At 70.1% G+C, this 24,305-nt stretch carries 24 protein-coding genes; 9 read left to right on the top strand and 15 right to left on the bottom strand.

The features are described from left to right. Positions 1-354: 354 nt before the first annotated feature. On the bottom strand, positions 355-1,401 hold the full coding sequence (locus ACIRR8_RS00730; RefSeq protein WP_404057484.1) for an MBL fold metallo-hydrolase: 1,047 nt from the start codon (positions 1,399-1,401) through the stop codon (positions 355-357). 195 nt (positions 1,402-1,596) lie between these two features. Between ACIRR8_RS00730 and ACIRR8_RS00725 the strand changes: the two genes are divergently transcribed. Continuing rightward, on the top strand, positions 1,597-3,066 hold the full coding sequence (locus tag ACIRR8_RS00725) for an aldehyde dehydrogenase (RefSeq protein WP_404057482.1): 1,470 nt from the start codon (positions 1,597-1,599) through the stop codon (positions 3,064-3,066). Beyond that, complete coding sequence (locus ACIRR8_RS00720; protein WP_404057480.1) at positions 3,066-3,299, top strand: ferredoxin; 234 nt, start codon at positions 3,066-3,068, stop codon at positions 3,297-3,299. Before ACIRR8_RS00725 ends, ACIRR8_RS00720 begins: the two co-directional genes overlap by 1 nt. 97 nt (positions 3,300-3,396) lie before the next feature. Here ACIRR8_RS00720 and ACIRR8_RS00715 read toward each other — a convergent pair whose 3' ends face one another. From ACIRR8_RS00715 to ACIRR8_RS00690, 6 genes are all read right to left on the bottom strand, one after another. Beyond that, the gene (locus ACIRR8_RS00715; protein ID WP_404057478.1) at positions 3,397-3,825 is read right to left on the bottom strand and encodes a hypothetical protein; all 429 of its coding nucleotides are present in this window, start codon (positions 3,823-3,825) and stop codon (positions 3,397-3,399) included. Between the two features lie 5 nt (positions 3,826-3,830). Beyond that, on the bottom strand, positions 3,831-8,576 hold the full coding sequence (locus ACIRR8_RS00710) for a putative T7SS-secreted protein (RefSeq protein ID WP_404057476.1): 4,746 nt from the start codon (positions 8,574-8,576) through the stop codon (positions 3,831-3,833). Further along, the gene (locus ACIRR8_RS00705; protein WP_404057474.1) at positions 8,576-9,211 is read right to left on the bottom strand and encodes a hypothetical protein; all 636 of its coding nucleotides are present in this window, start codon (positions 9,209-9,211) and stop codon (positions 8,576-8,578) included. Before ACIRR8_RS00705 ends, ACIRR8_RS00710 begins: the two co-directional genes overlap by 1 nt. Beyond that, positions 9,208-9,711: an SseB family protein gene (locus tag ACIRR8_RS00700; RefSeq protein WP_404057472.1), complete on the bottom strand. Its 504-nt coding sequence runs from the start codon at positions 9,709-9,711 to the stop codon at positions 9,208-9,210. The genes ACIRR8_RS00705 and ACIRR8_RS00700 overlap by 4 nt, the downstream gene beginning before the upstream one ends. 187 nt (positions 9,712-9,898) lie before the next feature. Beyond that, the gene (locus ACIRR8_RS00695) at positions 9,899-10,102 is read right to left on the bottom strand and encodes a DUF397 domain-containing protein (protein WP_404057470.1); all 204 of its coding nucleotides are present in this window, start codon (positions 10,100-10,102) and stop codon (positions 9,899-9,901) included. Further along, complete coding sequence (locus ACIRR8_RS00690) at positions 10,099-10,971, bottom strand: helix-turn-helix domain-containing protein (protein ID WP_404057468.1); 873 nt, start codon at positions 10,969-10,971, stop codon at positions 10,099-10,101. Before ACIRR8_RS00690 ends, ACIRR8_RS00695 begins: the two co-directional genes overlap by 4 nt. Before the next feature lie 187 nt (positions 10,972-11,158). Here ACIRR8_RS00690 and ACIRR8_RS00685 point away from each other — a divergent pair, with 187 nt between their 5' ends. Further along, positions 11,159-11,839, top strand: coding sequence for an ATP-binding protein (locus ACIRR8_RS00685; protein ID WP_404057466.1), 681 nt, complete (start codon positions 11,159-11,161; stop codon positions 11,837-11,839). Between the two features lie 271 nt (positions 11,840-12,110). Further along, positions 12,111-12,485, top strand: a complete 375-nt coding sequence (locus ACIRR8_RS00680) for a type II toxin-antitoxin system VapC family toxin (protein ID WP_404057464.1) — start codon at positions 12,111-12,113, stop codon at positions 12,483-12,485. Positions 12,486-12,489: 4 nt separating this feature from the next. On the opposite strand, the gene ACIRR8_RS00675 is transcribed toward ACIRR8_RS00680, so the two are convergent. Both ACIRR8_RS00675 and ACIRR8_RS00670 read right to left on the bottom strand, forming a co-directional pair. Continuing rightward, entirely contained in the window at positions 12,490-12,798 is a 309-nt protein-coding gene (locus ACIRR8_RS00675; RefSeq protein WP_404057462.1) for a hypothetical protein, read from the bottom strand. Continuing rightward, on the bottom strand, positions 12,786-13,409 hold the full coding sequence (locus tag ACIRR8_RS00670; protein WP_404057460.1) for a TetR family transcriptional regulator: 624 nt from the start codon (positions 13,407-13,409) through the stop codon (positions 12,786-12,788). The genes ACIRR8_RS00675 and ACIRR8_RS00670 overlap by 13 nt, the downstream gene beginning before the upstream one ends. Before the next feature lie 262 nt (positions 13,410-13,671). Here ACIRR8_RS00670 and ACIRR8_RS00665 point away from each other — a divergent pair, with 262 nt between their 5' ends. The 3 genes from ACIRR8_RS00665 to ACIRR8_RS00655 all read left to right on the top strand — a co-directional run bounded on the left by ACIRR8_RS00665 (position 13,672) and on the right by ACIRR8_RS00655 (position 16,869). Beyond that, complete coding sequence (locus tag ACIRR8_RS00665) at positions 13,672-14,994, top strand: glycosyltransferase family 4 protein (protein WP_404057458.1); 1,323 nt, start codon at positions 13,672-13,674, stop codon at positions 14,992-14,994. Positions 14,995-15,067: 73 nt separating this feature from the next. Further along, a complete protein-coding gene (locus ACIRR8_RS00660; RefSeq protein ID WP_015608235.1) occupies positions 15,068-15,799 on the top strand; it encodes a class I SAM-dependent methyltransferase in 732 nt (243 codons plus the stop codon). Then, entirely contained in the window at positions 15,796-16,869 is a 1,074-nt protein-coding gene (locus ACIRR8_RS00655; RefSeq protein ID WP_404057455.1) for a prenyltransferase, read from the top strand. Before ACIRR8_RS00660 ends, ACIRR8_RS00655 begins: the two co-directional genes overlap by 4 nt. A gap of 44 nt (positions 16,870-16,913) precedes the next feature. Here ACIRR8_RS00655 and ACIRR8_RS00650 read toward each other — a convergent pair whose 3' ends face one another. Next, on the bottom strand, positions 16,914-17,207 hold the full coding sequence (locus ACIRR8_RS00650) for a hypothetical protein (RefSeq protein ID WP_404057453.1): 294 nt from the start codon (positions 17,205-17,207) through the stop codon (positions 16,914-16,916). Between the two features lie 137 nt (positions 17,208-17,344). On the opposite strand from ACIRR8_RS00650, the gene ACIRR8_RS00645 reads away from it, so the two are divergent. After that, positions 17,345-17,935, top strand: a complete 591-nt coding sequence (locus ACIRR8_RS00645) for a hypothetical protein (protein ID WP_404057451.1) — start codon at positions 17,345-17,347, stop codon at positions 17,933-17,935. A 55-nt stretch (positions 17,936-17,990) separates the two neighbouring features. Next, complete coding sequence (locus ACIRR8_RS00640; protein WP_404057449.1) at positions 17,991-18,770, top strand: maleylpyruvate isomerase family mycothiol-dependent enzyme; 780 nt, start codon at positions 17,991-17,993, stop codon at positions 18,768-18,770. Positions 18,771-18,796: 26 nt separating this feature from the next. Here ACIRR8_RS00640 and ACIRR8_RS00635 read toward each other — a convergent pair whose 3' ends face one another. From ACIRR8_RS00635 to ACIRR8_RS00615, 5 genes are all read right to left on the bottom strand, one after another. After that, entirely contained in the window at positions 18,797-19,807 is a 1,011-nt protein-coding gene (locus tag ACIRR8_RS00635) for an LLM class F420-dependent oxidoreductase (protein ID WP_404057447.1), read from the bottom strand. Positions 19,808-19,924: 117 nt separating this feature from the next. Continuing rightward, positions 19,925-20,782, bottom strand: a complete 858-nt coding sequence (locus ACIRR8_RS00630; protein ID WP_404057445.1) for a hypothetical protein — start codon at positions 20,780-20,782, stop codon at positions 19,925-19,927. A gap of 176 nt (positions 20,783-20,958) precedes the next feature. Beyond that, on the bottom strand, positions 20,959-21,840 hold the full coding sequence (locus ACIRR8_RS00625) for an N-acetylmuramoyl-L-alanine amidase (RefSeq protein WP_404057443.1): 882 nt from the start codon (positions 21,838-21,840) through the stop codon (positions 20,959-20,961). Positions 21,841-21,930: 90 nt separating this feature from the next. Then, the gene (locus tag ACIRR8_RS00620) at positions 21,931-22,623 is read right to left on the bottom strand and encodes a class I SAM-dependent methyltransferase (protein WP_404057441.1); all 693 of its coding nucleotides are present in this window, start codon (positions 22,621-22,623) and stop codon (positions 21,931-21,933) included. After that, positions 22,607-24,184 (bottom strand): MFS transporter, encoded by a 1,578-nt coding sequence (locus ACIRR8_RS00615; protein ID WP_404057439.1) that lies wholly within the window; start codon positions 24,182-24,184, stop codon positions 22,607-22,609. The genes ACIRR8_RS00620 and ACIRR8_RS00615 overlap by 17 nt, the downstream gene beginning before the upstream one ends. Positions 24,185-24,305 lie beyond the last annotated feature (121 nt).

Genomic DNA, 24,305 nt, shown 5'->3' with positions numbered 1-24,305 from the left:
GGACGCACGAGGGCACCGGGCTCCGGTCCCGTATACCTCGGTATACCTCGACGGTGCCGGCCACCGGGGCTCCGGTGACCCTGGACCACCGGAAACCCCGATGGTCCGCGGGGCCCGTGGTCACACTGCCCCTGGCCGCTCACACTCCGCGACCGGAGCGGTCCGGCTGCCGTCGGACGGACGGCTCGGAAGGCTCACGGCCAGGGGCGGCCACCGGATGCGCACCGGCTTCCCCTGGAAGGGCATGATGACGACCTGCCCACTCTACCGGGCCGTAGCACCCCTCCCCGGGGCGGCGGACCGCTCGCGTCGGTACGGCGCCGGGTCACACCGTGATGTACGTACGCCACCGGCTCACACCGCGACGTACGTGACCGGGGCGCTGCCGGGCACCGCCTCCGCGCGTCCGAGCTTGACCAGCCGCCGCAGGTGGGACTCGGCCTCCGACACGGCGATGGACCGCGAACCGTGCGGGATCTGCTCCCAGGGCCGGTTCCACACCATCCGCTCGGCCAGCTGCCACGGGGTGAGCGGAGTGGCGAGCAGGTCGAGCAGTCCGGCCAGCCGCTCCTCGTGGTGGTCCAGCAGCTCCCGTACGCGCCCGCCCGCATCGGTGAAGGCGTGCTGGTGGGCGGGCAGCACCTCGGCCACTCCGAGCCGCCCGATGCGCTCCAGCGAGGCGAGGTAGTCGCCGAGCGGGTCGGTGACGGCGGTGTCGTCCGGGTCCTCGTACAGCCCGATGTGCGGGCTGATCCCGGGCAGCAGATGGTCGCCGGAGAAGAGCCGCCCGTGCCCCGGCAGATGCGCCGGATGCCGTTCCTCCAGATGGAGGCAGACGTGGCCCGGGGTGTGGCCGGGGGTCCAGACGGCGCGGAGCCGCCGGCCGGCGAGGTCGAGCAGCTCGCCGGGGACGATGTCGCGGTCAGGCAGTGCGGCGCGCAGCCCGGGGAGCGTCCGCAGCCGCCCTGACTCGCGGGCGGCGAGGAGCGGGGCGAGGTGGTCGTCGGGGGCGCCGACGTCGGCGAGCTTGCGGGTGAGGTAGTCGAGCCACGTGCCGGGCCCGGCCTCCCGGGTGCGCCGGACGATGGCGGTGTCGGCCTCGTGCATCGCGATCCAGGCCCCGGAGGCCTCGCGGACCTGGCCGGAGAGGCCGTGGTGGTCGGGGTGGTGGTGGGTGATGACGACGCCGTGGACGTCGGCGACGGAGGTGGAGAGCGCGGTGAGCCCGGCCGTCAGGGTGTCCCACGACGCCGGGTCGTCCCAGCCGGTGTCGATGAGGACGGGCCCGCGGTCGGTGTCGACGACGTGGACGAGGGTGTGGCCGAGCGGATTGTCCGGGATGGGGACCTTGATGCTGTGGACGCCCCCGCCGTGGTCGGTCACCTGCGGCACCTGCGTCATGGGCTTCCCATCTCTGCTCGGCGGCGTGCGCTGATCCCACTGTAACGAGAACTCGTTCCAGTGGTAGCCCGGGTCTACCACATCGACGTCTCCTCGGTGCGGTCCGCGCCGTGGACTCCTGGAACGGGAACTGGTATCAGTTCTGACGAGCAGTCAGTTGCGGTGCACGGGTTCGCTTCGCGGGAGGCAACGGCCATGACGGAACATTCGGAGCTGGTGGAACACGGAAAGCTGTTCATCGGCGGCGAGTTCACCGATCCGCTCTCCACCGACGTCATCGAGGTGATCTCCCCGCACACCGAACAGGTCATCGGCCGCGTCCCGCACGCCTCCGAGGCCGATGTGGACCGGGCGGTCGCCGCGGCCCGCCACGCCTTCGACGAGGGCCCGTGGCCGAGGATGAGCCTGGACGAGCGGATCGCGGTGATCACGCGGATCAAGGACGCCTTCGCCGTACGGTACGAGGAGTTCGCGCGCCTGATCAGCGCGCAGAACGGCACTCCCTACAGCGCGAGCGTGATGGTGCAGGCGCTGGCCGCGATGATGGTGTGGGACTCGGCGATCACGGTGGCGCGCACCTTCCCGTACGAGGAGCGGCGCGACGGAGTGCTGGGACCGCTCCTGGTCCGCCGCGAACCGGTCGGCGTGGTGGCGGCGGTCGTCCCGTGGAACGTCCCGCAGTTCACGGCCGCGGCCAAACTGGCTCCCGCGCTCCTGGCAGGCTGCACGGCGGTCCTGAAGGTCTCCCCGGAAACCCCCCTGGACGCCTATCTCCTGGCGGAGATAGCGGCGGAGGCGGGCCTGCCGCCCGGGGTCCTCTCCATCCTCCCGGCGGACCGGGAGGTCAGCGAGTACCTGGTGGGCCACCGGGACATCGACAAGGTCTCCTTCACCGGCTCGGTGGCGGCCGGCCGCCGCGTGATGGAGGTGGCCTCGCGCAACCTGACCCGCGTCACCTTGGAGTTGGGCGGCAAGTCGGCGGCGGTGATCCTGCCGGACGCGGACCTGGAGGCGGCGGTGGCGGGCATCGTCCCGTTCGCCTGGATGATCAACGGCCAGGCGTGCGTGGCGCAGACACGCATCCTGGTCCCGAGGTCCCGCTACGACGAGATGGCGGAGGCGTTCGCGGCAGCGGCGGGAGCGCTGCGGGTGGGCGACCCGCTGGACCCGACCACGGAGCTGGGCCCCTTGGTGGCGCACCGCCAGCAGCAACGCTCCCTCGACTACATCAAGCTGGGCCAGGAGGAAGGCGCCAAGATCCTTACCGGGGGCAACGTCCCCGCCTCCCAGGAACGCGGCTGGTACGTCGAACCCACCCTCTTCGGCTCGGTCGACAACTCCATGCGCATCGCCCGCGAGGAGATCTTCGGCCCGGTGATCTGCCTGATCCCGTACGCCGACGAGGCCGAGGCCGTCCGCATCGCCGACGACTCCCCGTACGGCCTCAGCGGCAGCGTCTGGACGGCCGACACCGAGCGCGGCATCGACATCGCGCGCCGCGTCCGCACCGGCACGTACAGCGTGAACACCTTCAGCCTGGACATGCTCGGCCCGTTCGGCGGCTACAAGAACTCCGGCCTGGGCCGCGAGTTCGGCCCCGAGGGCTACGGCGAGTTCTTCGAGCACAAGATGATCCACCTCCCCGCCGGCTACCGGGAGGCATGATGGGCGACCGCTGGCACGTGGAGGTCGACCGCTCCCTCTGCATCGGCTCCGGCATGTGCGTCAACCACGCCCCGGACGCCTTCCACCTGGACACGGCCCGCCAGTCCCACCCCCGCGAGGAGGACCGCGACGCGGGGGAACAGGTCCTCGCGGCGGCGGAGGGCTGCCCGGTGGAGGCGATCACGCTGACGCTGGTTGGGTCGGGGGAGGTGGTTTTTCCGCCGGAGGAGTGACGGGGAAACGGACTTCGCGAGGTATTCCGACTCGGCTGCCGTGCGCGGGAGGCCCCTCGCCTCGACGCCATTTTTGCTTACTCCATGAACCGGCCCGTCACTTACTGACGCTTGGCCCGGCACCTCCATCCACCCGGAACCCCAAAGCCTTTTCTGCAGCGGCGGAAACCGACAGAAGGTTCTGGAGACTCGCCGGGGGCACGGAGAATCCGTTTTCGACAACAAAGGAAATGAAGCGCGGAGGCAGATCGATATTGTACTTTTTAACGTACGCCGACAGATCCGTGCGCCATACAAACCGCCCATCAGATACCAGTGAAGAGCCGCCGGGCACCCTAAATGAACCTGTCACGACATCCAGTGTTGTTTCCATGATGTCAAAAATGGGATGACCGGAATCAAGGTACCTCTGTACCTCTGCCTTGGGGTATGGTGCCTGTTCCCTCACTTTATCCTGGATGGATTCACGAAATAGCTCCAAGCTGCTTCCGGGCTCCATCTCGCGGAAAAATCCAATCATTTCCATTCGGTTCACCCTTTTGAGATAGGGAGGAATATCCTCCAATATCCATCATTGTCGATCCGTGGTACTTGCCCAGTGCCTAGGATAGGGCTCGTGCCAACCCTCTCGGTCGGCGCTCGCACAGTGGTCCCCAGTTCATTGGCGATCTGCTGAGCAATCCCAGAACTATCCGAACCCGAATGGCATACCATGAGCCTCAGGGGGCCGCCGCCATAGTTCGGATTGTTTGTTACTGCATCAACGATCTGTCCCCCGTTTACATTACCTCCCGGCATCTCCAGGAATCCGTCCCGACTGCCGTGGGCCACGACATCATGCTCGCCTTCGTTCAGCACGTTCTCAAAATTGCGCAGGCTCGACCCGTCGGATCCGATCAGTGTCCCGGTCGGGCCATGGGTTACAGGCTGGCCAGCCGGTATTGCATTGTCTGCCATGTAGTCGACGGGGTCCGGGCAAGGCGATAGCCCTCTCGGGTCAGTCATCCTGTGGGGATTGCTGACGTACGTGACGGGATTCGGTGCCGGAGCAATTCCCAGCGGGTCAGGGGATGCGTAGCGACCTGATGCCGGGTCGTAGTAGCGATAATGGTTGTAGTGAAGTTCCGTCTCGGGGTCGAAGTATTGCCCTGGGAAGCGGATCGGAGTGTAAGCAGTGCTATTTTTCGCCCAAGTCGTTGTCCCCCACAAGGTGCTCCGTGAGCGCCAGGCGAGATTACCCGATTCGTCGACGAGCTCGTTCGGAGTGCCGACATGGTCGGTGACGATGGAGAAGAAACGTTGATCAATTGCTTGCTGAGGCGTCTCCTCCGTGAACCGGCGTTCAACCTGTGTGAGAGGGCGGATCCCCTGGTGGTCCCAAGATAGGACGATGCAGTCGGTGGCGGTGCGGTCTTGGGTGGTCTGCTCGGAGAGGGTAGCGCCGTCCCAGGAGAACGTGATCTCTTCCAGGACGGTATGACCGTCGTCGGCCATGCGCTGCTTCGCGGTGCGGCGGCCGAGCGGATCGTAGTGGTATCGCCATTGTGTGCCGTCCGGAGCCGTGACAGCGGTGAGTCGGTTGTCGGTGCCCCAGGTGTAATGCCAGGTGGCAGGTTTGCGTGAAAGCCGACTCTTCTGACGCAGAATTATGCGTCCCAGTGCGTCATGCTCGTAGCGGACCCTGCCTGCGCGCGTCATGCTCGTCCCGCAGTAGTCACGGGTACCAGTGGCTTCTTGACCTGGATGAGAGGCTGCCCAGAATGCTTCCGCCTGGTTGTCCGCCGCGTCATACGCATAGCGCTCGGACCAGTCCGCGGCACGGACAGCAGTGACCCGGCCAGCCGCGTCGACGTCGAACGTCTTCGTACCGGAGAGTAGGTCGGTGAGGCCGATGAGGTGGCCGTCTGCCCGATAGGCGTAGTCGCGGCGCTGGATACTGCGACCTGCGCCCGTGACCTGTTGGGTGGTGAGGCGCCCCACCGTGTCGAACTGTGAGGCGATGGTGAGGTGGTCGCCCAGGTGACGGGCGACTTCGCGCCCCGCCGCGTCCCGCTCGAAGGTGAGCGTGCGGCCGGACGTCGTGAGGGAGGAGCGGCGACCTGCGGCGTCGTAGGTCCATGTGCTCGTCGCCCCGCTGGGCGTGGTGCGGCCGGTGCGGCGGCCGAGGGCGTCATAGGTGTATGACACGGTCCGGCCGTTGACGGTCTCCGACTTGAGGCGGCCGTACCGGTCACGGAGCCAGGTGATGGTCGCGTCTGCGTTGACCGCTTCGGCCAGCTGGTCGGTCAGGTCGTACGCGAAGGTGGTGACGGAGCCGTCTGCGTCCTTGCGGACGATGCGGTCGAGGTCGTCCCGTTCGTAACGGGTGGTCTGGCCCAGGGCGTCCGTGCGAGCGGTGAGCCTGCCGGCCGGGTCGCGCTCGTAGGTCAGCGTCCGATCGTCGAAGTCCGTCTCGGCTATGAGGCGACCGGCGGAGTCGTAGGCGTAGTTCCAGGTCAGCCCCTGGGGGTTGAGTACCTGGGTGAGGCGGAGTTCATGGTCGTGGGCGAACTCGTAGCGCACTCCGTCAGGACCGGTACGCGCCGTCATGATGTCGAAGTGGGTGTACTCGAAACGGGATACCGATCCCATGGCGTCGGTGTGTGCGAGGCAGTTGCCCTCGCCGTCGTACGTCCAGGACTGGGTGGAACCATCGGCGTGCGTGCGGTGGGCGAGCTTGCCCTCGGGAGTCCACACGAGCCGGGTGACCGCACCGACTGGGTCGGTCTGGGTGACAGGGCGACCGAAGGCGTCCCGCTCGATGCGCGTGGTCGCGCCGAGGGGATCGATGATCTCGATGGGCAGGCCGGCCGCGTTGCTGCGTACGTGGGTCGTGTTGCCCAACGCGTCCGTGACGGAAGTCGGGTGGCCGGACGCGTTGTATGCCGTGCGGGTGACAGCGCCCGACGGGTCGATGGCCGAGATCCGGTTCCCACGCTCGTCGTACTCCTGGCGGATCACCGTCCGGTCAGGGTTGGTGAAGCGGACCGGGAGGCAGAGATCGTTGTACTCGGCTGTCATCTCACGGCCGTCCGCGCGTACCGCGGTGGTCAGCTGACCGGACGTGTCGTAGTTCCAGCGGGTGGTTCGGCCGAGAGGGTCGGTGCGGGACAGGAGTCGGTTGTAGCGGTCACGTTCGAAGTGAGTGGTCGCTCCGCACGGGTCGGTCTCCGCGATGATCTGATGAGCTTCGTTGATCAGGTAGCGGTGGACGGCTCCGGCGGGCGTCGTCGCGGTCGTGACGCGGTGGCCCGTCACAGGGTCGGGTTCGCCGTACTCCAGGTTCAGCGCCATATGGCCTGCTGAGCCGCCTTCGGCAACGCACCGGTCCCGGTCGTCGTACGCGTACTCGTAACTGCTGTTGTTGGTGTCGGTCCAGGAAGTTATCCGGCCGCGCTCGTCGTAGATGAAGCGCAGGGGCAGACCGGACGAGTTGATGACGCCGGTCAGGTGGCCGCCGGTGTAGCTGTAGCGGAGGACCTCCTGATCGGTTCCGTCCTCGGCTCCGCCCACCAGGTGCAGGGCGGTGATCCTCCCGCCGACCGCAGTCAGCTTCAGGTGGTAACCGCCGTGGTGCACGATCGACGTCGGGGCCCCGGAAGCGTCGTATCCGAAGCTGATCCAGTTGCCGTTGCGGTCGTCCAGCTGGGCGAGCAATGCCTCGGTGCCGTCGTCGTGCGTCGTGAAGTGCCGGACGCGGCCCGAGTCGGGATCGGTGATCGTGTAATCGCCGCTGGTGTCCATGTCGAGTGGCCAGCGGGGGCCGTGGCTGGGCAGGACCGGAACGCCGGGCGCCGGGTGGGGATAGGACAGCAGCAAGCCGTCCTCGGAGAGGAAGACGATCCCCTCGGAGTCGATCTCCAGGCGCTGGTCCGCCGTGGACGACCAGGACGGGCCGAACCAGCGACCTGCGCGGTAGTCGGAGGCCACGCGGCGACGGAACACGAGCGGGAGTGTGCCGGGCAGCACGATGTCCGTCTGTGGCAGATACATCGCACCGGTTGCCATGTCGACTGGGTCGGACGGGTCGTTCTCAGGTGCCCGTTCCGTGCGGGAAGGGTTGGCCGGGTCGGTGGCCCCCTCCCGCGCAGGCCCCGGCGGCTCCCCAGGCCCCGCCCCCTTGCGCAGTCCCGCCCGCACGCCTCCCTTCAGCATTCCGGCGCCCTTCGTCCCGGCGGCCTCCGGGAGCAGACGCCCGATGAATTCCCCCGGGTCGCTCTTCGCCGCGTCCCACGCGTTCTCCAGGGCCCGGTCGGGGTTGGCGACGGTCCTGGCGAGACCGGAGAGCGTCATGTTGACGCCCTTGTACATCTCCGCCGGGTGAGTCAGGTTGTACGGGTCGATCGGGTTCGTCTGGCGGAGGAAGCCCACCAGGCCGCCCGTGCCCTTGAGGATGCCCCCGCCGAGATGGGCGATCTCGACCCCCTGGGACAGGCCGTGGTCGTAGAGCTCGTCCTTGAACCGGTCCCGGCCCGTCCGCTCCTTCGGCGCGTGCGCCATCGCCGCCGTGACCGCGCCCTTCGCCCGCTCGCCGGCCTCGTTCCGTGACCGTCGGGCGTCCTCCAGATCCTCCTGGGCGCGCTTTCGCTTTGACACACCCGGGTCCGAGAACGTGCCAGGGTGGGGGAGAGGATCGTCACCGGTACGGGCCGCGTTGTACGCCTCGACCTTCTTGTTGAACGCCGAGACCGCCTTCTCGGAGTCCTGGCTGCCCTCCTTGTAGAGCGCGATCGCCGCACGCGCCTTGCCCTGGGCGCTCGTGACGGCTGACGCGTACGTCTCCAGCGCCTTCGCCGCGTCCTCGAAGGCGTCCGCCGCGCGCAGCCAGTCGGTGGGCAGGGCCTGGAACTTCGACCGGAAGGTGTCGGCCGCCTCCCCGCGCCAGTTGCCGGAGTCCAGCTTCTTCAGCCCGCCGCCGACGAGCCCGAAGGCTTTCTGGAAGTCCCGTAGGTTCTTCACCGCCGCGGTGATCTTCTCCGGCTTCCCATGGATCAGCTCGTCGGCCTCCTCGCTCTGCCCGAGCTGCTTCTCCCCGACCTCCGCCCCGAGCGACGACGCGGTCGCGTCACCCCAGTCCTCGACCTTGTCGGCCCAGCCGTGCGCCCCGACCTTGTCGAGTTCCGCCCCCACCTTGTCCGTCGCCGCGTCGACGCCCCTGCCCAGGAGCTCCTTGCCCTTGTCCAGGCCCCGTACGGTCCCGTCGACGACCTTGTCGAACGCCCCACCCAAGTCCACCATCAGCGGCTCTCCCCCCAGCGAGGCTCCTCGGCCTGCGCCACGGTCTCCGCGGAGGGATCGAGGTTCTCCTTGGCCCACGCGTCGATCTCTTCACGCTGCGCCGGGTCGACCCCCGAGGCATCCAGCAGCGCGTCCCCCACGTCGTACCCGGTGTCCTTCCACTGCTGCTTCACCTCGCCGTGCGCCTCCTTGAAGGAGTCCACGCTCCAGTCCGGATCGTCGAAGGCGCGCTGGGTGCTGATCGTGTCCCAGCTCATCTCCTTGACCTCGTCCTCGGACAGGTAGGGGTTGCCGTTGGCGGAGTTCACCACGATCTTGAACGAGTCCTTGACGTACCGCTCCTGCTCGGCGAACGAGCCCGCCGACAGACCGAGTCCGGCAGCGAGGTCGTTGCCCCGCTGGGACAGCGTCCGTACGCCCCACTCCCACCGCTTGCAGAACGTCTCGAATTCCGACGTCAGCCCGCCGTGCCCCAACTCCAGTCCCGACAGGGCGAGATCCGAGAACCCTCGGCCCGCCGATGCCCTGCCGATCGAACCGAGATCCTTCAACTCGCTGTGTGCCAGATCGATGCCCTGCGCGATCTGCGCCAGAGCCGCCGCCGACACGTTCAGATTCGCGTTGTCCCCGCTCATCCCGTCTCCCCCAGATCGACCGCCACATGGTCGGGCACGATGCCCGCGACCGGCGGAAACAGCACGCCGTCCGTACTTCCCGCGTCCAGTGCGACTCCCGCCGGGCCGGGCAGCATCGGCACCATCACATCCAGAAGCCGCGCACCACGGATCGTGCGGTAGGTCCACTCCCGCCCGCCGCCCGCCTGTGCGAGCGCGAACCGGGCCAGCGCCTCCTCGTCCGAGAACGCGCAGATCCACCGGACGCCGTTCTGGTCCGCCGTCCACAGACTCCCGTACGCGTCGAACGGCACCAGCACCGCCGTACGCCGGAACTCGCCCAGCAGTCTCGCGAACTCGCGCCGCGCGACCGGCAGCTGGTCCGCTGGGTTCTCGGCAGGCGTCGGTTCGGATGCCGGTGGCGTCTTTTCTTCCCCCGCTCCGGCTACGGTCCAGTCGGCCAGCTCGGCGAGCCTGGACCGGCGGCCGGGCTCAGAGGTGTCGTCCCCGTGGTCAGTCACGTACGGGATGGTGTCATGGCGTTCTTCACGGCAGCAATGTGGAAAGCGGCCAGGTCGCCACCGGTGCGTGACGGCCGCTCCCCTCCGGCCGAGTGGTCGGTCCGCCGGAGGGGAGCAGGGTGGTCGGAAGGCGGTTCGGCCGGAGGGAGGGGCGGATGCCCCTGAGAGCCTTGGGCCGGCGCGAGGCCTACGCCAGGTCGTTGACGAAGGTCTGCCAGGCGGTGTGGCCGAAGGTGAGGACGGGGCCGGTGGGGCGGGTGCTGTCGCGGACCGGGATCAGGTGGGGGAGGCTCGGGGCGACCTCCACGCAATCGCCCTGCCCGCCGCTGTAGCTGCTGGTGCGCCAGGTGGCCTCAGCGAGATCGGACGGGGTGAGGCGGTCCTGTGTCATGGTCTGTGCTCCTTGGCGATACGTCGGATCATGCTGAGCGATTCCGTCGGCGGCAACGCGGAGGTGCGGGCGTCGTCGAAGAGCCCACGGTACCGAGCCACGTCGGATTCCCGCTCGATCCAGATGTTGCCGGTCGGAGTTTCCGTCAGGACGAGGTCGAGCGCGGAGACCCGGGGAAAGCTGAGCATCAAGTACGGGCCGAACATACCCGGGTGTGCCCCGCGTGAGAACGGCAGCACCTGGACCGTGATGTTGGGGCGTTCGGCAAGGTCCGCCAAGTGCTGCAACTGGTCGTGCATCAGAGCCGGCCCGCCCACCTGTTGGCGAAGTACCCCTTCCATGAGGACAGCCCAGAATTCCAGCGGGTCGTCCCCGGTCAGGCGTTCCTGCCGTGCCATGCGTACCTGCACGAACTGGTCGACCTCCTCAGCGGTCTGCCACGCACGGGAGGCGACGGTCACAGCCCTTCCGTAGGCGGGCGTCTGGAGCAGCCCCGGAACCAGTTGCACCTGGAACGTCTTGATGCTGTCGCAGATGGCCTCCATCTCGATGTGATCGCGGTATGTGTCACCCAGTACGTCTCCGAACTGGTGCCACCAACCCTCACGGCGGCGCCTGTTGGCGCTACGGGCGAGCGACGTCAGCCGGTCACGGGCTTCCGGGTCCGTCACGCCGTAGGCGTGTATGAGCGCAGCCAGGTCGGGCGAACGCACCGGCACGTGACCGTTCTCGATGCGGCTGATCTTGCCCTTGGTGCAGTCGAGAACCTCGGCCGCGTCCGCTGTGGAGAAGCCTGCGGCTTCACGGAAGCGGCGCAGTTCGTCGCCGAGTTGGCGTCCGAGAACGGTGGATGGCTTTACGGGTGGCATGCCCCACTGCTTATCAGTCCGGCGGCGACGGCGGCCACGGTATGCCCGAACGAGTGAATTAGGCACCAGAAATCCATTCAACGTTGCGCGGTTGAGAGTTGTGCGGGCACGCTCTGTGGCGAGACATCTCAACGCCGCTCCATAGAGCGGCACTTGCTGTCCCGTCGTCCGTCCACTGGGGAGCGTCATGGTCGAGCAGTCCGAAACTCATGAGGCCAGCCTTCGGCTGGTCCGTTGCCGCAGCAGCGTCCCCGAGGCCCGCGCCCTCCTGCGCGCCAAGCTCGGTGAGTGGCGGGCGGGGGAGGCACCCGCAGATGTCGGGGAGTTGGTGCTCTCGGAGCTCGTCACCAACGCCCTGCGGGTCGCCGTCCCCGGTGACCGGATGATCGGCGTACGCATCGTGTGCCGGGAGCGCGGCGCCTCGCTCCGGCTGGAGGTGAGCGACGCCGGGGGAGGCCGCCCCGTCGTGCGGCGGCCCGGTGAGCTGGATGCGGGCGGGCGCGGGCTGCTGCTGGTGGAGGCGCTCGCGTACCGCTGGGGCGTGGACGAGCGGTCGGCGGGGATCGGCAAGACGGTCTGGGCGGAGGTGCTGGCGCCCGGCGCCACGCCCGCGTCCGTGGCCGCCGAACTCGTGGGCGACGCGGCCGAGATCGCTGCGGCCACCGTCCGGCCCGGTCAGTCCGTACGGGTCTGGGGCGCCTGGTGCACCGTCCGAAGCGTGCGCAGTGAGCGGTACGCCTCGGGCGGGCTCGCGGTCGTGATCGGCCTTGACGACGGGCCTGGCCTGCGGATGGATGCCGCGGAAGCGCTCCTGGTGCGGGACGGTGTGCGGCCGACCGCGGCCGGAGACCCCGTGGTGGCGTCGTGAGGCTTCTGTGGCGCAGGGTTCGGTGGCGTTCAACGCGCCGTGCGGCGCCCGGGCCCCGGTTCCGCGGCACCTTGGTCCAGCTCGTCGGCGGGTGGCCGACCGTGGTCAGCTGTGGCGGTGTGCCGGTGGTGCCTGTTCCGCTGCCCGTTGCCGCATCCGTGCGGCCCACCGTCCGGCGGGCCGGGCGCGGTTCGCTGCGGGGGCAGGTGCGTGTGCCTGCCCGTTTCGATGATCCGCATTCCAGGGTCGCCGCTGTCTTCGGGGTGGCGTGATGCGCCTCCTCCTCGATACCCGCGTGATCGTGTGGTGGCTCGACGATGCGCCGGAGCTGTCCGAACCCGTCAAGTACCTGCTCGACACCGCGAACGCCGTGCACATCAGTGCCGTGTCGCCGTGGGAGATCACCCTCAAGCAGCACCTCGGCCTGATCGAAGGTCCGGGTGACCTGGCCGAGCGGGTGCGCGACCTAGCGTTTCCGAGTCTGCCCGTCACCGCCGCGCACGGCGTACGGGCCGGTCGGCTGCCGATGGTGCACGACGACCCCTTCGACCGGATTCTCGTCGCCCAGGCGCAGGCCCACGGGCTGATCCTCGTGACCCGTAACCCGTGGATTGCGTCGTACGACGTCGAGGTCATGCCGGTCTGAGCCCTCAGGCGTGATCGCGGCTTCGGCGAAGCGGCGGCAGCTGGCTGGCGAGCAGCAGGAGCATCCCGCCGAGCAGCAGGACGTTCCCGCCGTAGAAGCGGGTCGCCCAGGGAACACTCGGCAGGGCTCCGAAGTACAAGAGGCTCTGCAGCACGAGGGAGGCACCCATGAGCAGGGCGCCGATTCCGTGGAGTTGCGGCCTGGTGACGTGGCGGCGCGCCATGGGCACGATCCAGCCCGTCCGGAGCGTGACCGTCCCCATGGCGATGAGCAGCATCCCCAGGAGCAGGTTTGTCCCGACTACCCACGCCATGGCGTCGCTTCGCTCTTCTCGGTGAGGTCGATCAGGCGGCAGACCGTCTCGATGTCGATCTTGACCTGGGCGATCGACGCCCGGCCCGACAGCCAGGTGATCAGCGCCGAGTGCCAGGTGTGCTCGATCACCCGGACCGCCGAGAGCTGCTCCGGCGTCGGGTGCTCCAGGCCCATCGCGTCCAGGATGATCGCCGTTGTGAGGCGGGAGACCGTGTCCACCTCCGGGCTCACGCTGCGGTCCGCGAAGGTGAGGGCGCGGACCATGGCGTCCGCCAGGTGCGGTTCGCGCTGGAGGGCGCGGAAGGCGCGCATCAGGGTCTCGGCCACCCGCCGGGCCGCGTCGTCACCGGCCGGCGGGCGCTTGCGGAGTGTGGTGTGCAGGTGCTGGAGCTGGTCCTGCATGGTGGCGACCAGCAGGTGGATCTTGGAGGGGAAGTAGCGGTAGAGCGTGCCGAGCGCGACCCCGGCCGCCTCGGCCACCTCGCGCATCTGCACCGCCTCGAACCCGCCGCGGCTGGCGAGCTGGGCGCTGGCGTGCAGGATGCGGCGGCGGCGGGCCTCCTGCCGCTCGGTGAGCGGAGGCGCTGCCGGTCTGGCGTCCGCGGTCATACTGCCCCCATCCGCGATCCGTACGTGCTCATGCCGTCCCCGTTCACGATCCGTGATCCCCCGGTCCGTTCCCTGAGTTGCGCACCGGGCGCGCACAGCATGCCAGGGCGTCCGCCGTGGCGCGAATCACCTGATCCGGACCTCACGCCGACGCTACCTGCCGGTAGATTCGATGCACGTCGAACGAACAAGTCTGAAACTTGTTCTAGATTAGCGCTACCGGTTACGCTCCGGCGAACACGCAGTCAGAAGGGGGCCGAGTGTGACCGCTGAGGCCATAGAGACGGGCTCCCGCACGAGCGACGGCAGCTCCTCCGCCGGGGACGGCGACCGGCCGTTGCGCATCGCGCTCCTCACGTACAAGGGCAACCCGTTCTGCGGCGGCCAAGGCGTGTACGTCCGCCACCTCGGGCGTGAGCTCGCGCGGCTCGGACACAGCGTCGAGGTCATCGGCGCGCAGCCGTACCCCGTGCTCGACGAGGGCGTTCCGCTCACCGAGCTGCCCAGCCTGGACCTGTACCGGCAGCCGGACCCGTTCCGTACGCCGAAGTGGCGCGAGTACCGGGACTGGGTCGACCTCGCCGAGGTCGCCACCATGTGGACCGGCGGCTTTCCGGAACCGCTCACCTTCAGCCTCCGCGCCCGCCGCCATCTCCTGTCCCGGCGCGGCGAGTTCGACGTCGTCCACGACAACCAGACCCTCGGTTACGGGCTCCTCGGCGACCTCGGGGCCCCGCTCGTGACGACGATCCACCACCCGATCACCGTGGACCGCCGGCTCGACCTGGCCGCCGCCGCCAGCCGCCGCCGACGCGCCTCCGTACGCCGCTGGTACGCCTTCACCCGGATGCAGAAGCGGGTCGCCCGCAAGCTGGACACCGTGCTCACCGTCTCCGGCTCCTCCCGCGACGAGATCGTCGAGGACCTCGGCGTACGCCCCGACCGGATCAGCGTCGTCCACATCGGCGCCGACACCGACCTCTGGTCGCCCGACCCCTCCGTCCCCGAGGTGCCCGGCCGCATCGTCACCACCTCCAGCGCCGACGTCCCGCTCAAGGGCCTGGTCCACCTCGTCGACGCGCTCGCCAAGCTCCGTACCGAGAACCCCGCAGCCCACCTCGTCGTCGTCGGCAAGCGAGCCGAGGACGGGCCGGTCGCCCGGGCCATCGAGCGGCACGGGCTGGCGGACGCGGTCGAATTCGTCAAGGGCATCAGCGACTTGGAGCTGGTCGACCTCGTGCGCAGCGCCCAGGTCTCCTGTGTGCCGTCGCTGTACGAGGGTTTCTCGCTGCCCGCCGCCGAGGCGATGGCCACCGGCACCCCGCTCGTCGCCACCACCGGCGGCGCGATCCCCGAGGTCTCCGGCCGCGACGGCGAGACCTGCCTCGCGGTGGCGCCCGGTGACGCGGACGCGCTGGCCGGGGCGCTGGCCCGGCTGCTGGGCGATCCGGAGCTGCGCGCCCGGCTCGGCGCGGCGGGCCGGGAGCGGGTGCTCGCCCGCTTCACCTGGGCCCGGGCCGCCGCCGGAACGGCCGAGCTGTACCGTCAGGCGATCGCCGTCCGTAAGGCAACGGCCACCAGGTGACGGCGATCCCGTGTACCGGCTGCCGTAACCCGCTTCTCCGAACCCGTACCTCCGACCTCGAAGGCAGGCCCCCGTGCTGACCGTCGACTTCACCCGCTTCCCGCTCGCCGCCGGCGACCGAGTGCTCGACCTGGGCTGCGGTGCCGGCCGGCATGCCTTCGAGTGTTACCGGCGCGGTGCGCAGGTCGTGGCCCTCGACCAGAACGGCGAGGAGATCCGCGAGGTCGCCAAGTGGTTCGCCGCGATGAAGGAGGCCGGCGAGGCGCCCGAAGGTGCCACCGCCACCGCGATGGAGGGCGACGCGCTCAACCTGCCGTTCCCCGACGACTCCTTCGACGTCGTGATCATCTCCGAGGTCATGGAGCACATCCCGGACGACAAGGGCGTCCTCGCCGAGATGGTCCGCGTTCTCAAGCCGGGCGGCCGGATCGCCATCACCGTCCCGCGCTACGGCCCCGAGAAGATCTGCTGGACCCTCTCCGACGCGTACCACGAGGTCGAGGGCGGCCACATCCGCATCTACAAGGCCGACCAGCTCCTCGCACGCATCCGTGAGGCCGGACTCAAGCCGTACGGCACCCACCACGCCCACGCCCTGCACTCGCCGTACTGGTGGCTGAAGTGCGCCTTCGGCGTGGACAACGACCGTGCGCTGCCGGTGCGGGCGTACCACAAGCTGCTGGTGTGGGACATCATGAAGAAGCCGCTCGCCACCCGGGTCGCCGAACAGCTGCTCAACCCGGTCGTCGGCAAGAGCTTCGTCGCGTACGCCACCAAGCCGCACCTTCCGAAGGCCGAGGCGTGAGCACTCCCGAACAGACCGAACACCTGGTCCTGCCGGGCGTCCTGACGGCGAGTCAGGCAGCCGAGACGGTCGCCGCGCTCCTCGCCGTGCAGTGTGAGGACGGCGCGCTGCCGTGGTTCCGGGGCCACCATCTGGACCCGTGGGACCACACCGAGGCCGCGATGGCGCTGGACGCGGCCGGTGAGCACGAGGCGGCGGAGCGCGCCTACGACTGGCTGGCCCGCCACCAGAACGGCGACGGTTCCTGGTACGCCGCCTACCACGACGGCGACCCGCAGCGCCCGACCGACCGCAGCCGCGAGACCAACTTCTGCGCGTACGTGGCCGTCGGCGTCTGGCACCACTACCTCGCCACCGGTGACGACGCGTTCGTCGACCGGATGTGGCCCACCGTCTTCGCGGCGATCGAGTTCGTGCTCGGGCTCCAGCAGCCCGGCGGGCAGATCGGGTGGAAGCGGGAGGACGACGGTACGGCGGTCGACGACGCGCTGCTGACCGGCTCCTCGTCGATCCACCAAGCGCTGCGCTGCGCGCTCGCCATCGCCGAGATGCGCGAAGAGCCTCAGCCCGACTGGGAGTTGGCGGCCGGTGCGCTGGCCCACGCGATCCGCCACCACCCGGAGCGCTTCCTCGACAAGAACCGCTACTCGATGGACTGGTACTACCCGGTCCTCGGCGGCGCCGTCACCGGGGCCGAGGCCACCGCCCGTATCCAGGAAGGCTGGGACCGCTTCGTCGTCCCCGGGCTCGGCGTGCGGTGCGTGCTGCCCAACCCCTGGGTCACCGGCGGCGAGAGCTGCGAACTGGCCCTCGCGCTCTGGGTGACCGGCGAGTCGGACCGTGCCCTGGAGATCCTCCAGTCGATCCAGCACCTGCGCGCCGAGGGCGGGTTGTACTGGACCGGGTACGTCTTCGAGGGCAACAAGGCCTTCTGGCCTGAGGAGTTGACCACCTGGACGGCGGGTTCACTCCTACTGGCGGTGGCCGCACTCGGGGGGGACGAGGCGACCACCGCGGTCTTCTCCGGGGAGCGGCTGCCGGTCGGCCTGGAGCCGGACTGCTGCCGGTAGCCGATCGCCGGCAGGTGCTGGGCGTCGGTGCGGCCGGGCCGCCGTCAGCGGCGGATCCGGCCGGCGATGGCGTGCCCGATGAACAGGTAGACCACGGCCGCGAGACCGTAACCCGCCACGACCCGCGCCCATGCCGCGTCGAACGTGAACAGGTCGTACGACCAGCCGGCCAGCCAGGTGGCGGCGTCGTGCACCCACTGCACGAAGTCGTTGGTCCGGTTGGCGTCCAGCAGGTACATCAGGATCCAGAGAATGATGATGAAGGCCAGTATGTCGGCCACGACGGCGATGATCCTCGCCGCTGAACTGCTGCCAGAAGAACGGGTTCTGTAGGACATGGGGTCCTGGTTACCGCTTTACCCTCAGTGAAACCCGAATGGCGGTACCGGGTGGCGGGCCGTGCGGGGGCGGGTGAGTCTGGCCGGGAGTGCCGAGGTTCGTCACTCCCTGTGACGTTCCTGCCCGGGAGGCCGCTGTGACCCGTTCCGTGCCGATCCGTCGGCCGCTGGTGGCGTTCCTGCTCGCCTGCGCCGTGCTGGTTTCCGCCACCGCGTGCGGGGATTCCGGTGATTCCGGCAGTGCGACCGGTACGGGGGTGAGCGCCGGGGCGAGCGTCTCCGCCGCCGCCACCGGCCCGTCCCCTTCCGCCTCCACCGAGAAGCAGCGGCTTGCCAAGACCCGTTTCGTGGCCAACGCCGGGCTCGCGGCCGGGGCGACGTACCAGTGGATCGTGAAGCCGTACCGCGCGGGGACCTTCAAGAAGGGGGCCGATGGGCGCACCTTCGCCCTCGTCAAGGCGGGGCTCGCGGGCGGGTTCGCGTACAACCGGCTCAAGGCGGCCGCGGAGAACGCCAAGGGCGACCCGCTGCTGTCGAAGGCCGTCGCCCCGCTCACGGCCGGGATCGAGTCCCTCCAGGGGCTGGCCACCAAGCTCCGTAAGGGGGAGGCGGGCGAGGGGGACATCGGGGCGTTCGAGAGCGTCATCGACAGCATCAAGAACGCCGGGAAGGACGCGGGTGCAGAGGTGAAGGACAAGGTCCCCTCCACCTCGCAGCTGACGGGGTAGAGCGGTCGTCCGTTATTCAGATGATCGACGTCTGCGGCGTGGCTAGGGTCCCGGCATGACTCTTCTTTCCTACGACCGATACTGCGACGAGATCCTCGCGCAGACCGACGCCCTGCGCGCGACCCTCAAGGGCGCGGATCTCACCGCGATCGTCCCCTCCTGCCCCGACTGGACCCTGCGGCAGCTCGCCGTGCATGTCGGCGGCGCCCACCGCTGGGTCGGGGAGATCGTGCGCGGCCGGGCCGCAGAGGAGGTGGTGGAGGAGAAGGTGCCGGGGTTCGAGGGGCCGGCGGGCGACGACCCGGACGCGCTGGACGCCTGGCTCGCCGAGGGGGCGGCCGCCACCGTCGAGGCGTTGCGGGAGGCGGGGCCGGACGCCGAGGTGTGGACCTGGGCGTGGGAGCGGCGCACGGCGTTCTGGGCGCGGCGCATGACGCACGAGACGGTGGTGCACCGGGCGGACGCGGCGCTCGCCGCGCGGGCTCCGTACACGGTCGACGCCGAGGTGGCCGCCGACACCGTCGACGAGTGGCTGCGGATCGTCTCCTTCTCGCAGGAGGAGGGCGACCCGGAGGCGGCGGACCTGCGCGGCGGCGGACGCTCGTTGCACCTGCACGCCACCGACGTACCCGGGGCGGAGTGGCTGATCGAGTTCGGCGAGGACCGCTTCACCTGGCGGCACGACCACGCGAAGGCGACGGTTGCCCTGCGCGGCTCGCTCACCGACCTGATGCTCGTCTTCAACCGCCGCCTGGAGCCGACGAGCGAGCGGGTCGAGGTGCTCGGCGACGCGGAGCTGCTGGACTTCTGGCTGGACCGGTCGTCGTTCGGGTGAGCCCAGCCTGACCGACAAGAGATCCCCTAGCTGTTCAGCTCCGCCAGGACCCGTAGCGTGTGCGGGTCCGGTGCGGTGACCAGCAGGTCCGTCACCGGGCCCTTGCGCCACTCCGCGAGCTTCTCCGCGATCCGGGCGCGCGGGCCGACGAGGGAGATCTCGTCGGCGAAAGTGTCCGGGACCGCCTGGACGGCCTCCTCCTTCCGGCCCTGGAGGAAGAGGTGCTGGATGCGGCGGGCCTCCTCCTCGAACCCCATGCGGGCCATCAGGTCCGCGTGGAAGTTGCGGGCCGCGTGGCCCATCCCGCCGATGTAGAAGCCGAGCATCGCCTTCACCGGCAGCAGTCCCTCCGCCACGTCGTCGCAGACGTGCGCGCGGGCCATCGGCGCGATCATGAAGCCCGCGCGGAGACCGGTGAGCGAGGCCTCGTACACGTCCGTGCGGTACGGGGACCAGTACAGCGGGAGCCAGCCGTCCGCGATCCGCACCGTCTGTGCGATGTTCTTCGGGCCCTCCGCGCCCAGCAGGACCGGCAGCGAGGAGCGCAGCGGATGCGTGATGGGCTTGAGCGGTCTGCCGAGGCCGGTGGCGTCCGGGCCGGTGTACGGGTGGGAGTGGAAGCGGCCCGTCACCTCCACCGGGGCCTCGCGGGACAGCACCTGGCGGATCACCTCGACGTACTCGCGGGTCGCGGTGAGCGGGCTCCTCGGGAACGGGCGGCCGTACCAGCCCTCCACCACCTGCGGCCCGGACAGGCCGAGGCCGAGCAGCAGCCGGCCGCCGGAGAGATGGTCCAGGGTCAGCGCGTGCATGGCCGTCGCCGTCGGCGTACGGGCCGCCATCTGCGCGATCCCCGTACCGAGCCGGATCCGCGAGGTGTGCGCCGCGATCCAGGTCAGCGGAGTGAAGGCGTCCGAGCCCCACGCCTCCGCCGTCCACACCGAGTCGTACCCGAGCCGCTCCGCCTCCTGGGCGAGGGCGAGATGGCCGGGGTCCGGGCCGCGGCCCCAGTATCCGAGTGCCAGTCCGAGCCGCATTCCGTTGCCTCCGGCCGTAAGTGACGATCCGTCAGGTGGGGAGGGTGCGGGACGGACTGTACGGCAGCGGCCCCCCGCCCGGAAGGGCGGGGGGCCGCTGCCGTCACGCGTACGGGATCAGCCGCGCTGGATGCCCGTCGTGTCCTGGAGCACACCGCGACGGCCGTCCTGCGTCTGGGCGATGAGGCCCTGACCGCGCTGCTCGACCGCGAGGTACCAGGTGCCCGGCGCCAGCTCGGCGATCGGGTTCGGTGCGCCGTCCTCGCCGTACAGCGGACGGGCCACCGGGACGGCGAACCAGAACGGGGTGAAGTCGCCCGCCGGAGCCGCGCCGCCCTGCGGGGCGGACTGCTGGGCCTGCGAGGCCTGCGCCTGCGCCGGGTCGGTCTGGCCGTGCTGACCCGGCTGGCCACCGGACTGCGCACCCGGGTAGCCGTAGCCCTGGCTCGGCTGGCCGCCGTAGGGCTGCTGCTGCTGGGCGCCCGGGTAGCCGTAGCCCTGGCCGGGCTGGCCGCCGTACGGAGGCTGTACGGCCTGCGCGGGCTTCGGGGCGCCGACGAGCGGGGCCTTGAGCGCGGGGACCAGCGGGCCGGCGACCGTCGCCGCGGCGAGCACGAGCGTCCCCAGCAGGCCCAGGATCAGGCCGGCACCGGCGTCACTGACGTCGATGATCGTCCAGAAGGCGGTCCACAGCGCGAAGACGGTGAACGCGGTCCCGAACTGGCCGAGGTCGAGCCCCACGACCTTGCGGGGCGCCAGCCGGCCGACGATCACCAGCGCCGCGCCGATGATGCCGGCGAGGAAGACGCTCATCAGGAGCCCGAGGGAGTCCCAGGCGTTCGGGCTGCTGAAGCGGGAGCAGTCCACGCCGGAGGGGCAGTCGTAGCCGGCGAGGTCGAGGAAAGAGGCGATGAACAGCACGACCGCTGCTCCGATCACCACGCCGTCGCCTCGAGTGAGGGAGCGGATATTCACGTGAAGGTCCTTAGTCGGTCGTCTCGTCGGGGCGGTCGTCGCTGCCGCCTGTGCGGCGGGCACGGCACGAAGCTCGGGGGTGGCTCCCCATCGTACGGATGAATCTATCGTCTGACCGGGCGGGTCGCGCCCGTGCCCGGTTCTTGAACAGTTATCCCCCCAATATCCCCGCAGACCTACCCCTTCAGGTGGGCGGCGATGCCGTCCGCCATGCCCTGGGCCGCCTTCTGCCGCCAACTCGCGTCGGTGAGCAGAGCCGCGTCCTTCGGGTCACGCATATTGCCGCATTCCACGAAGACTTTGGGCACGGTCGACAGATTCAGTCCGCCGAGATCGTCCCGGGTGTCCAGTCCGGTACCGCCGCCGATGTAATTGGAAGGCGCGCTTCCGGTCGTGCGGACGAAATGGCCGGCGATCCGGGCCCCGAGATCGGCCGAACTCTTCACGATCGCCGAGGTGTCCGCCCCGCCGCCCTTCACCGCCGCGGGCAGGATCACGTGGAAGCCCCGGTTGCCCACCGCGGAGCCGTCCGCGTGCACCGAGACCACCGCGTCGGCCTTCGCCTCGTTGCCGATCCTGGCCCGCTCGTCGATGCAGGGCCCGAACGGCCGGTCGTCGTCGTGCGTCAGCAGGACCCGCGCCCCCCGCGCCTGGAGCAACTCCCGCAGCCGGTACGACACATCGAGGGTGAAGCGGGCCTCCGCGTAACCGGCGTCCGTGGACGTACCGGTCGTGTCGCACTCCTTGCGGCCGGTGCCGATGTCGACCTGCTCGGCGATCTCCTCGGTGTGCTCGCGGTTACGCGGGTTGTGGCCCGGGTCGATCACCACGGTCCTGCCGGTCAGCGGGCCTCGGGGGAGCGAGGCGGTGGGGGAGGCCTCCGGAGCGGCCGGGGCGGAAGCGGAAGCCGAAGCGGAGGCCTTCGCACCCGCTCCGTCCGCCGTGTCCGGGGAGCCGCCGCATCCGGTGATCGTCGTCAGGCCGAGCGCGGCCAGCGCGGCGGTCACGAGGAGCGGGCGGGCGCGGCGGGTGGGGGGAACGCTGTCGTCGTACGGCACGCGGGCGATGCTATCCGTACGGGCACGAGGGCAGCGGAACCCCGGATCCCCGCGCCGCCACGGGTACGGGAGTCACGCGCCCGGGTGCGCTCAGATCCCCGCGCCCGTGCGCCGCAGCACCCGCAGCGAGTCCGTCACGGAGACCTCGGTGAACGCTCCCGAGGCCAGCGCCCGCAGGTACACCCGGTACGGTGCCTGGCCGCCGTCGGCCGGGTCCGGGAACACGTCGTGGATCACCAGGAGCCCGCCCTCGGCGAGGTGCGGGGCCCAGCCCTCGTAGTCGGCGTTCGCGTGCTCGTCGGTGTGCCCGCCGTCGATGAAGACCAGGCCGAGCGGCCCGGCCCAGACCGCTGCGACCTGCGGGGACCGGCCGACGAGCGCCACCACGTGCTCCTCCAGCCCCGCCCGGTGCAGGGTGCGGCGGAAGGTCGGGAGGGTGTCCATCAGCCCGATCTCCGGGTCCACCACGCCCGGGTCGTGGTACTCCCAGCCCGGCTGCTGCTCCTCGCTGCCCCGGTGGTGGTCCACGGTGAGCGCGCCGACCCCGGCGCTCCGGGCCGCGTCGGCCAGCAGGAGGGTGGAGCGCCCGCAGTACGTGCCCACCTCCAGCAGGGGCAGCCCCAGCGCCCCGGCCTCGGTGGCGGCCGCGTACAGGGCGAGCCCCTCGTGGACCGGCATGAAGCCCTTGGCGGCCTCGAACGCGGCGAGCACGTCCGGAGTGGGGGCGGGCGCGGTCACGGGGTTCCTCCAGGTGGGGCGGGTCTGCTTACGACGGCGCTCCATCGTGCCGCACGGTGCGGCCGGTGCTCACGGCGGGGGCGGGACCGGCCGGGGCGATGGCGGCGGAGGCCGGAGCCGCGACCGGAGCGGGCCCGGCGTCCGTGCTGCTCGCCAGCAGCACCGGGTGTCCCGACGGCCGCTGCGACGGCAGGAACGCCGCCAGCACCAGGCCCACCAGCACCGCTCCCGTCGCGATCAGGAACGAGATCCGGAACCCCTCCATGGACGGCACCTGCACCGAGCCCATCCGCACCGAGGTGTCGGCCAGCACCATGCCGATGACCGCGCTCGACACCGACGTGCCGATGGACCGCATCAGGGTGTTGAGGCCGTTGGCCGCGCCGGTCTCCGACGGGTCGACGGCGCCGATGATCAGGGCGGGCAGCGAGGAGTAGGCGAGGCCGATCCCGGCGCCGAGCACCACCGCGATCAGCACGGTCTGCCAGGCGGCGGAGAGCAGGCCGAGGCCGGCCCCGTAACCGATCGCGATGATCAGCATCCCGAGCATCAGCGTGGCCTTGGGGCCCCGGCGGGCCGAGATCCGGGCGTAGAGCGGGGCGACGAACATCATCGTCACGCCCAGCGGGGCCACGCAGAGCCCGGCGACCACCATCGACTGCCCGAGGCCGTAACCGGTGGACGTGGGCAGTTGGAGCAGCTGCGGCAGGACCAGGGAGACCGCGTAGAAGGCGACGCCGACCATGATCGAGGCGAGGTTGGTGAGCAGCACCTCGCGGCGGGCGGTGGTGCGCAGGTCGACCAGGGGTGCCTTCGTACGCAGTTCGAACAGGCCCCACAGCACCAGAACCGTGACGGACGCGGCGAGCAGCCCGAGCGTGGGGGCCGAGGTCCAGCCCCAGTCGCCGCCCTTGGTGATCGGCAGAAGCAGGAGGACCAGGCCGAGCGAGAGGCCGAAGGCGCCGATGAAGTCGAAGGTGCCGGGCGCGCGGAGCGGAGGTTCGGGGACGAGCGCGTACGTGAGCGCCATCGCGAGAACGCCGAGCCCGGCCGAGCCGAGGAAGAGGACGTGCCAGTCGGCGTGCTGGGCCACGAGCGCGGCGGCGGGCAGCGCGAGGCCGCCGCCCACCCCGATCGACGAGCTCATCAGCGCCATCGCCGAGCCGAGCTTCTCGCGCGGCAGCTCGTCGCGCATGATGCCGATGCCGAGCGGGATCGCGCCCATGGCGAAACCCTGGAGCGCGCGCCCGGTGATCATCACGACCAGGTCGTCGGTGGACGCGCAGATCAGCGAGCCGATCACCATCACGGCGAGCGAGGCGAGCAGCATCCGGCGCTTGCCGTACAGGTCGCCGAGCCGGCCCATGATCGGGGTCGAGACGGCGCCCGCCAGCAGGGTCGCGGTCATCACCCAGGTGGCATCGGCCGGGTCGGTGTCCAGCAGGACCGGCAGGTCCTTGATGACCGGGACGAGCAGGGTCTGCATGACCGCGACGGTGATCCCGGCGAAGGCGAGGACGGGAACGATGGGGCCGGAGCGCGCTTTCGGCGGCCGGGGGAGGCCTTCTGTGTGCCGTTTCCGCCGTGTCTGTTTCGTCCGTCGCATCCGTGGGGCCTCCCGGGCAGCCTCGACCACCCGGGCTCCCCCCAAGTGTGTGCATGGTGAACGCTTCCCCGGTGGGCTCTATTCCGGTCCGGGCCCCCTCACCTTCTGACTGGCCGTCAGG

The sequence above is a fragment of the Streptomyces sp. NPDC101178 genome (genome assembly GCF_044767965.1).
Taxonomy (GTDB): Bacteria; Actinomycetota; Actinomycetes; order Streptomycetales; family Streptomycetaceae; genus Streptomyces.
This window is presented reverse-complemented; position numbering and strand designations above follow the sequence as displayed.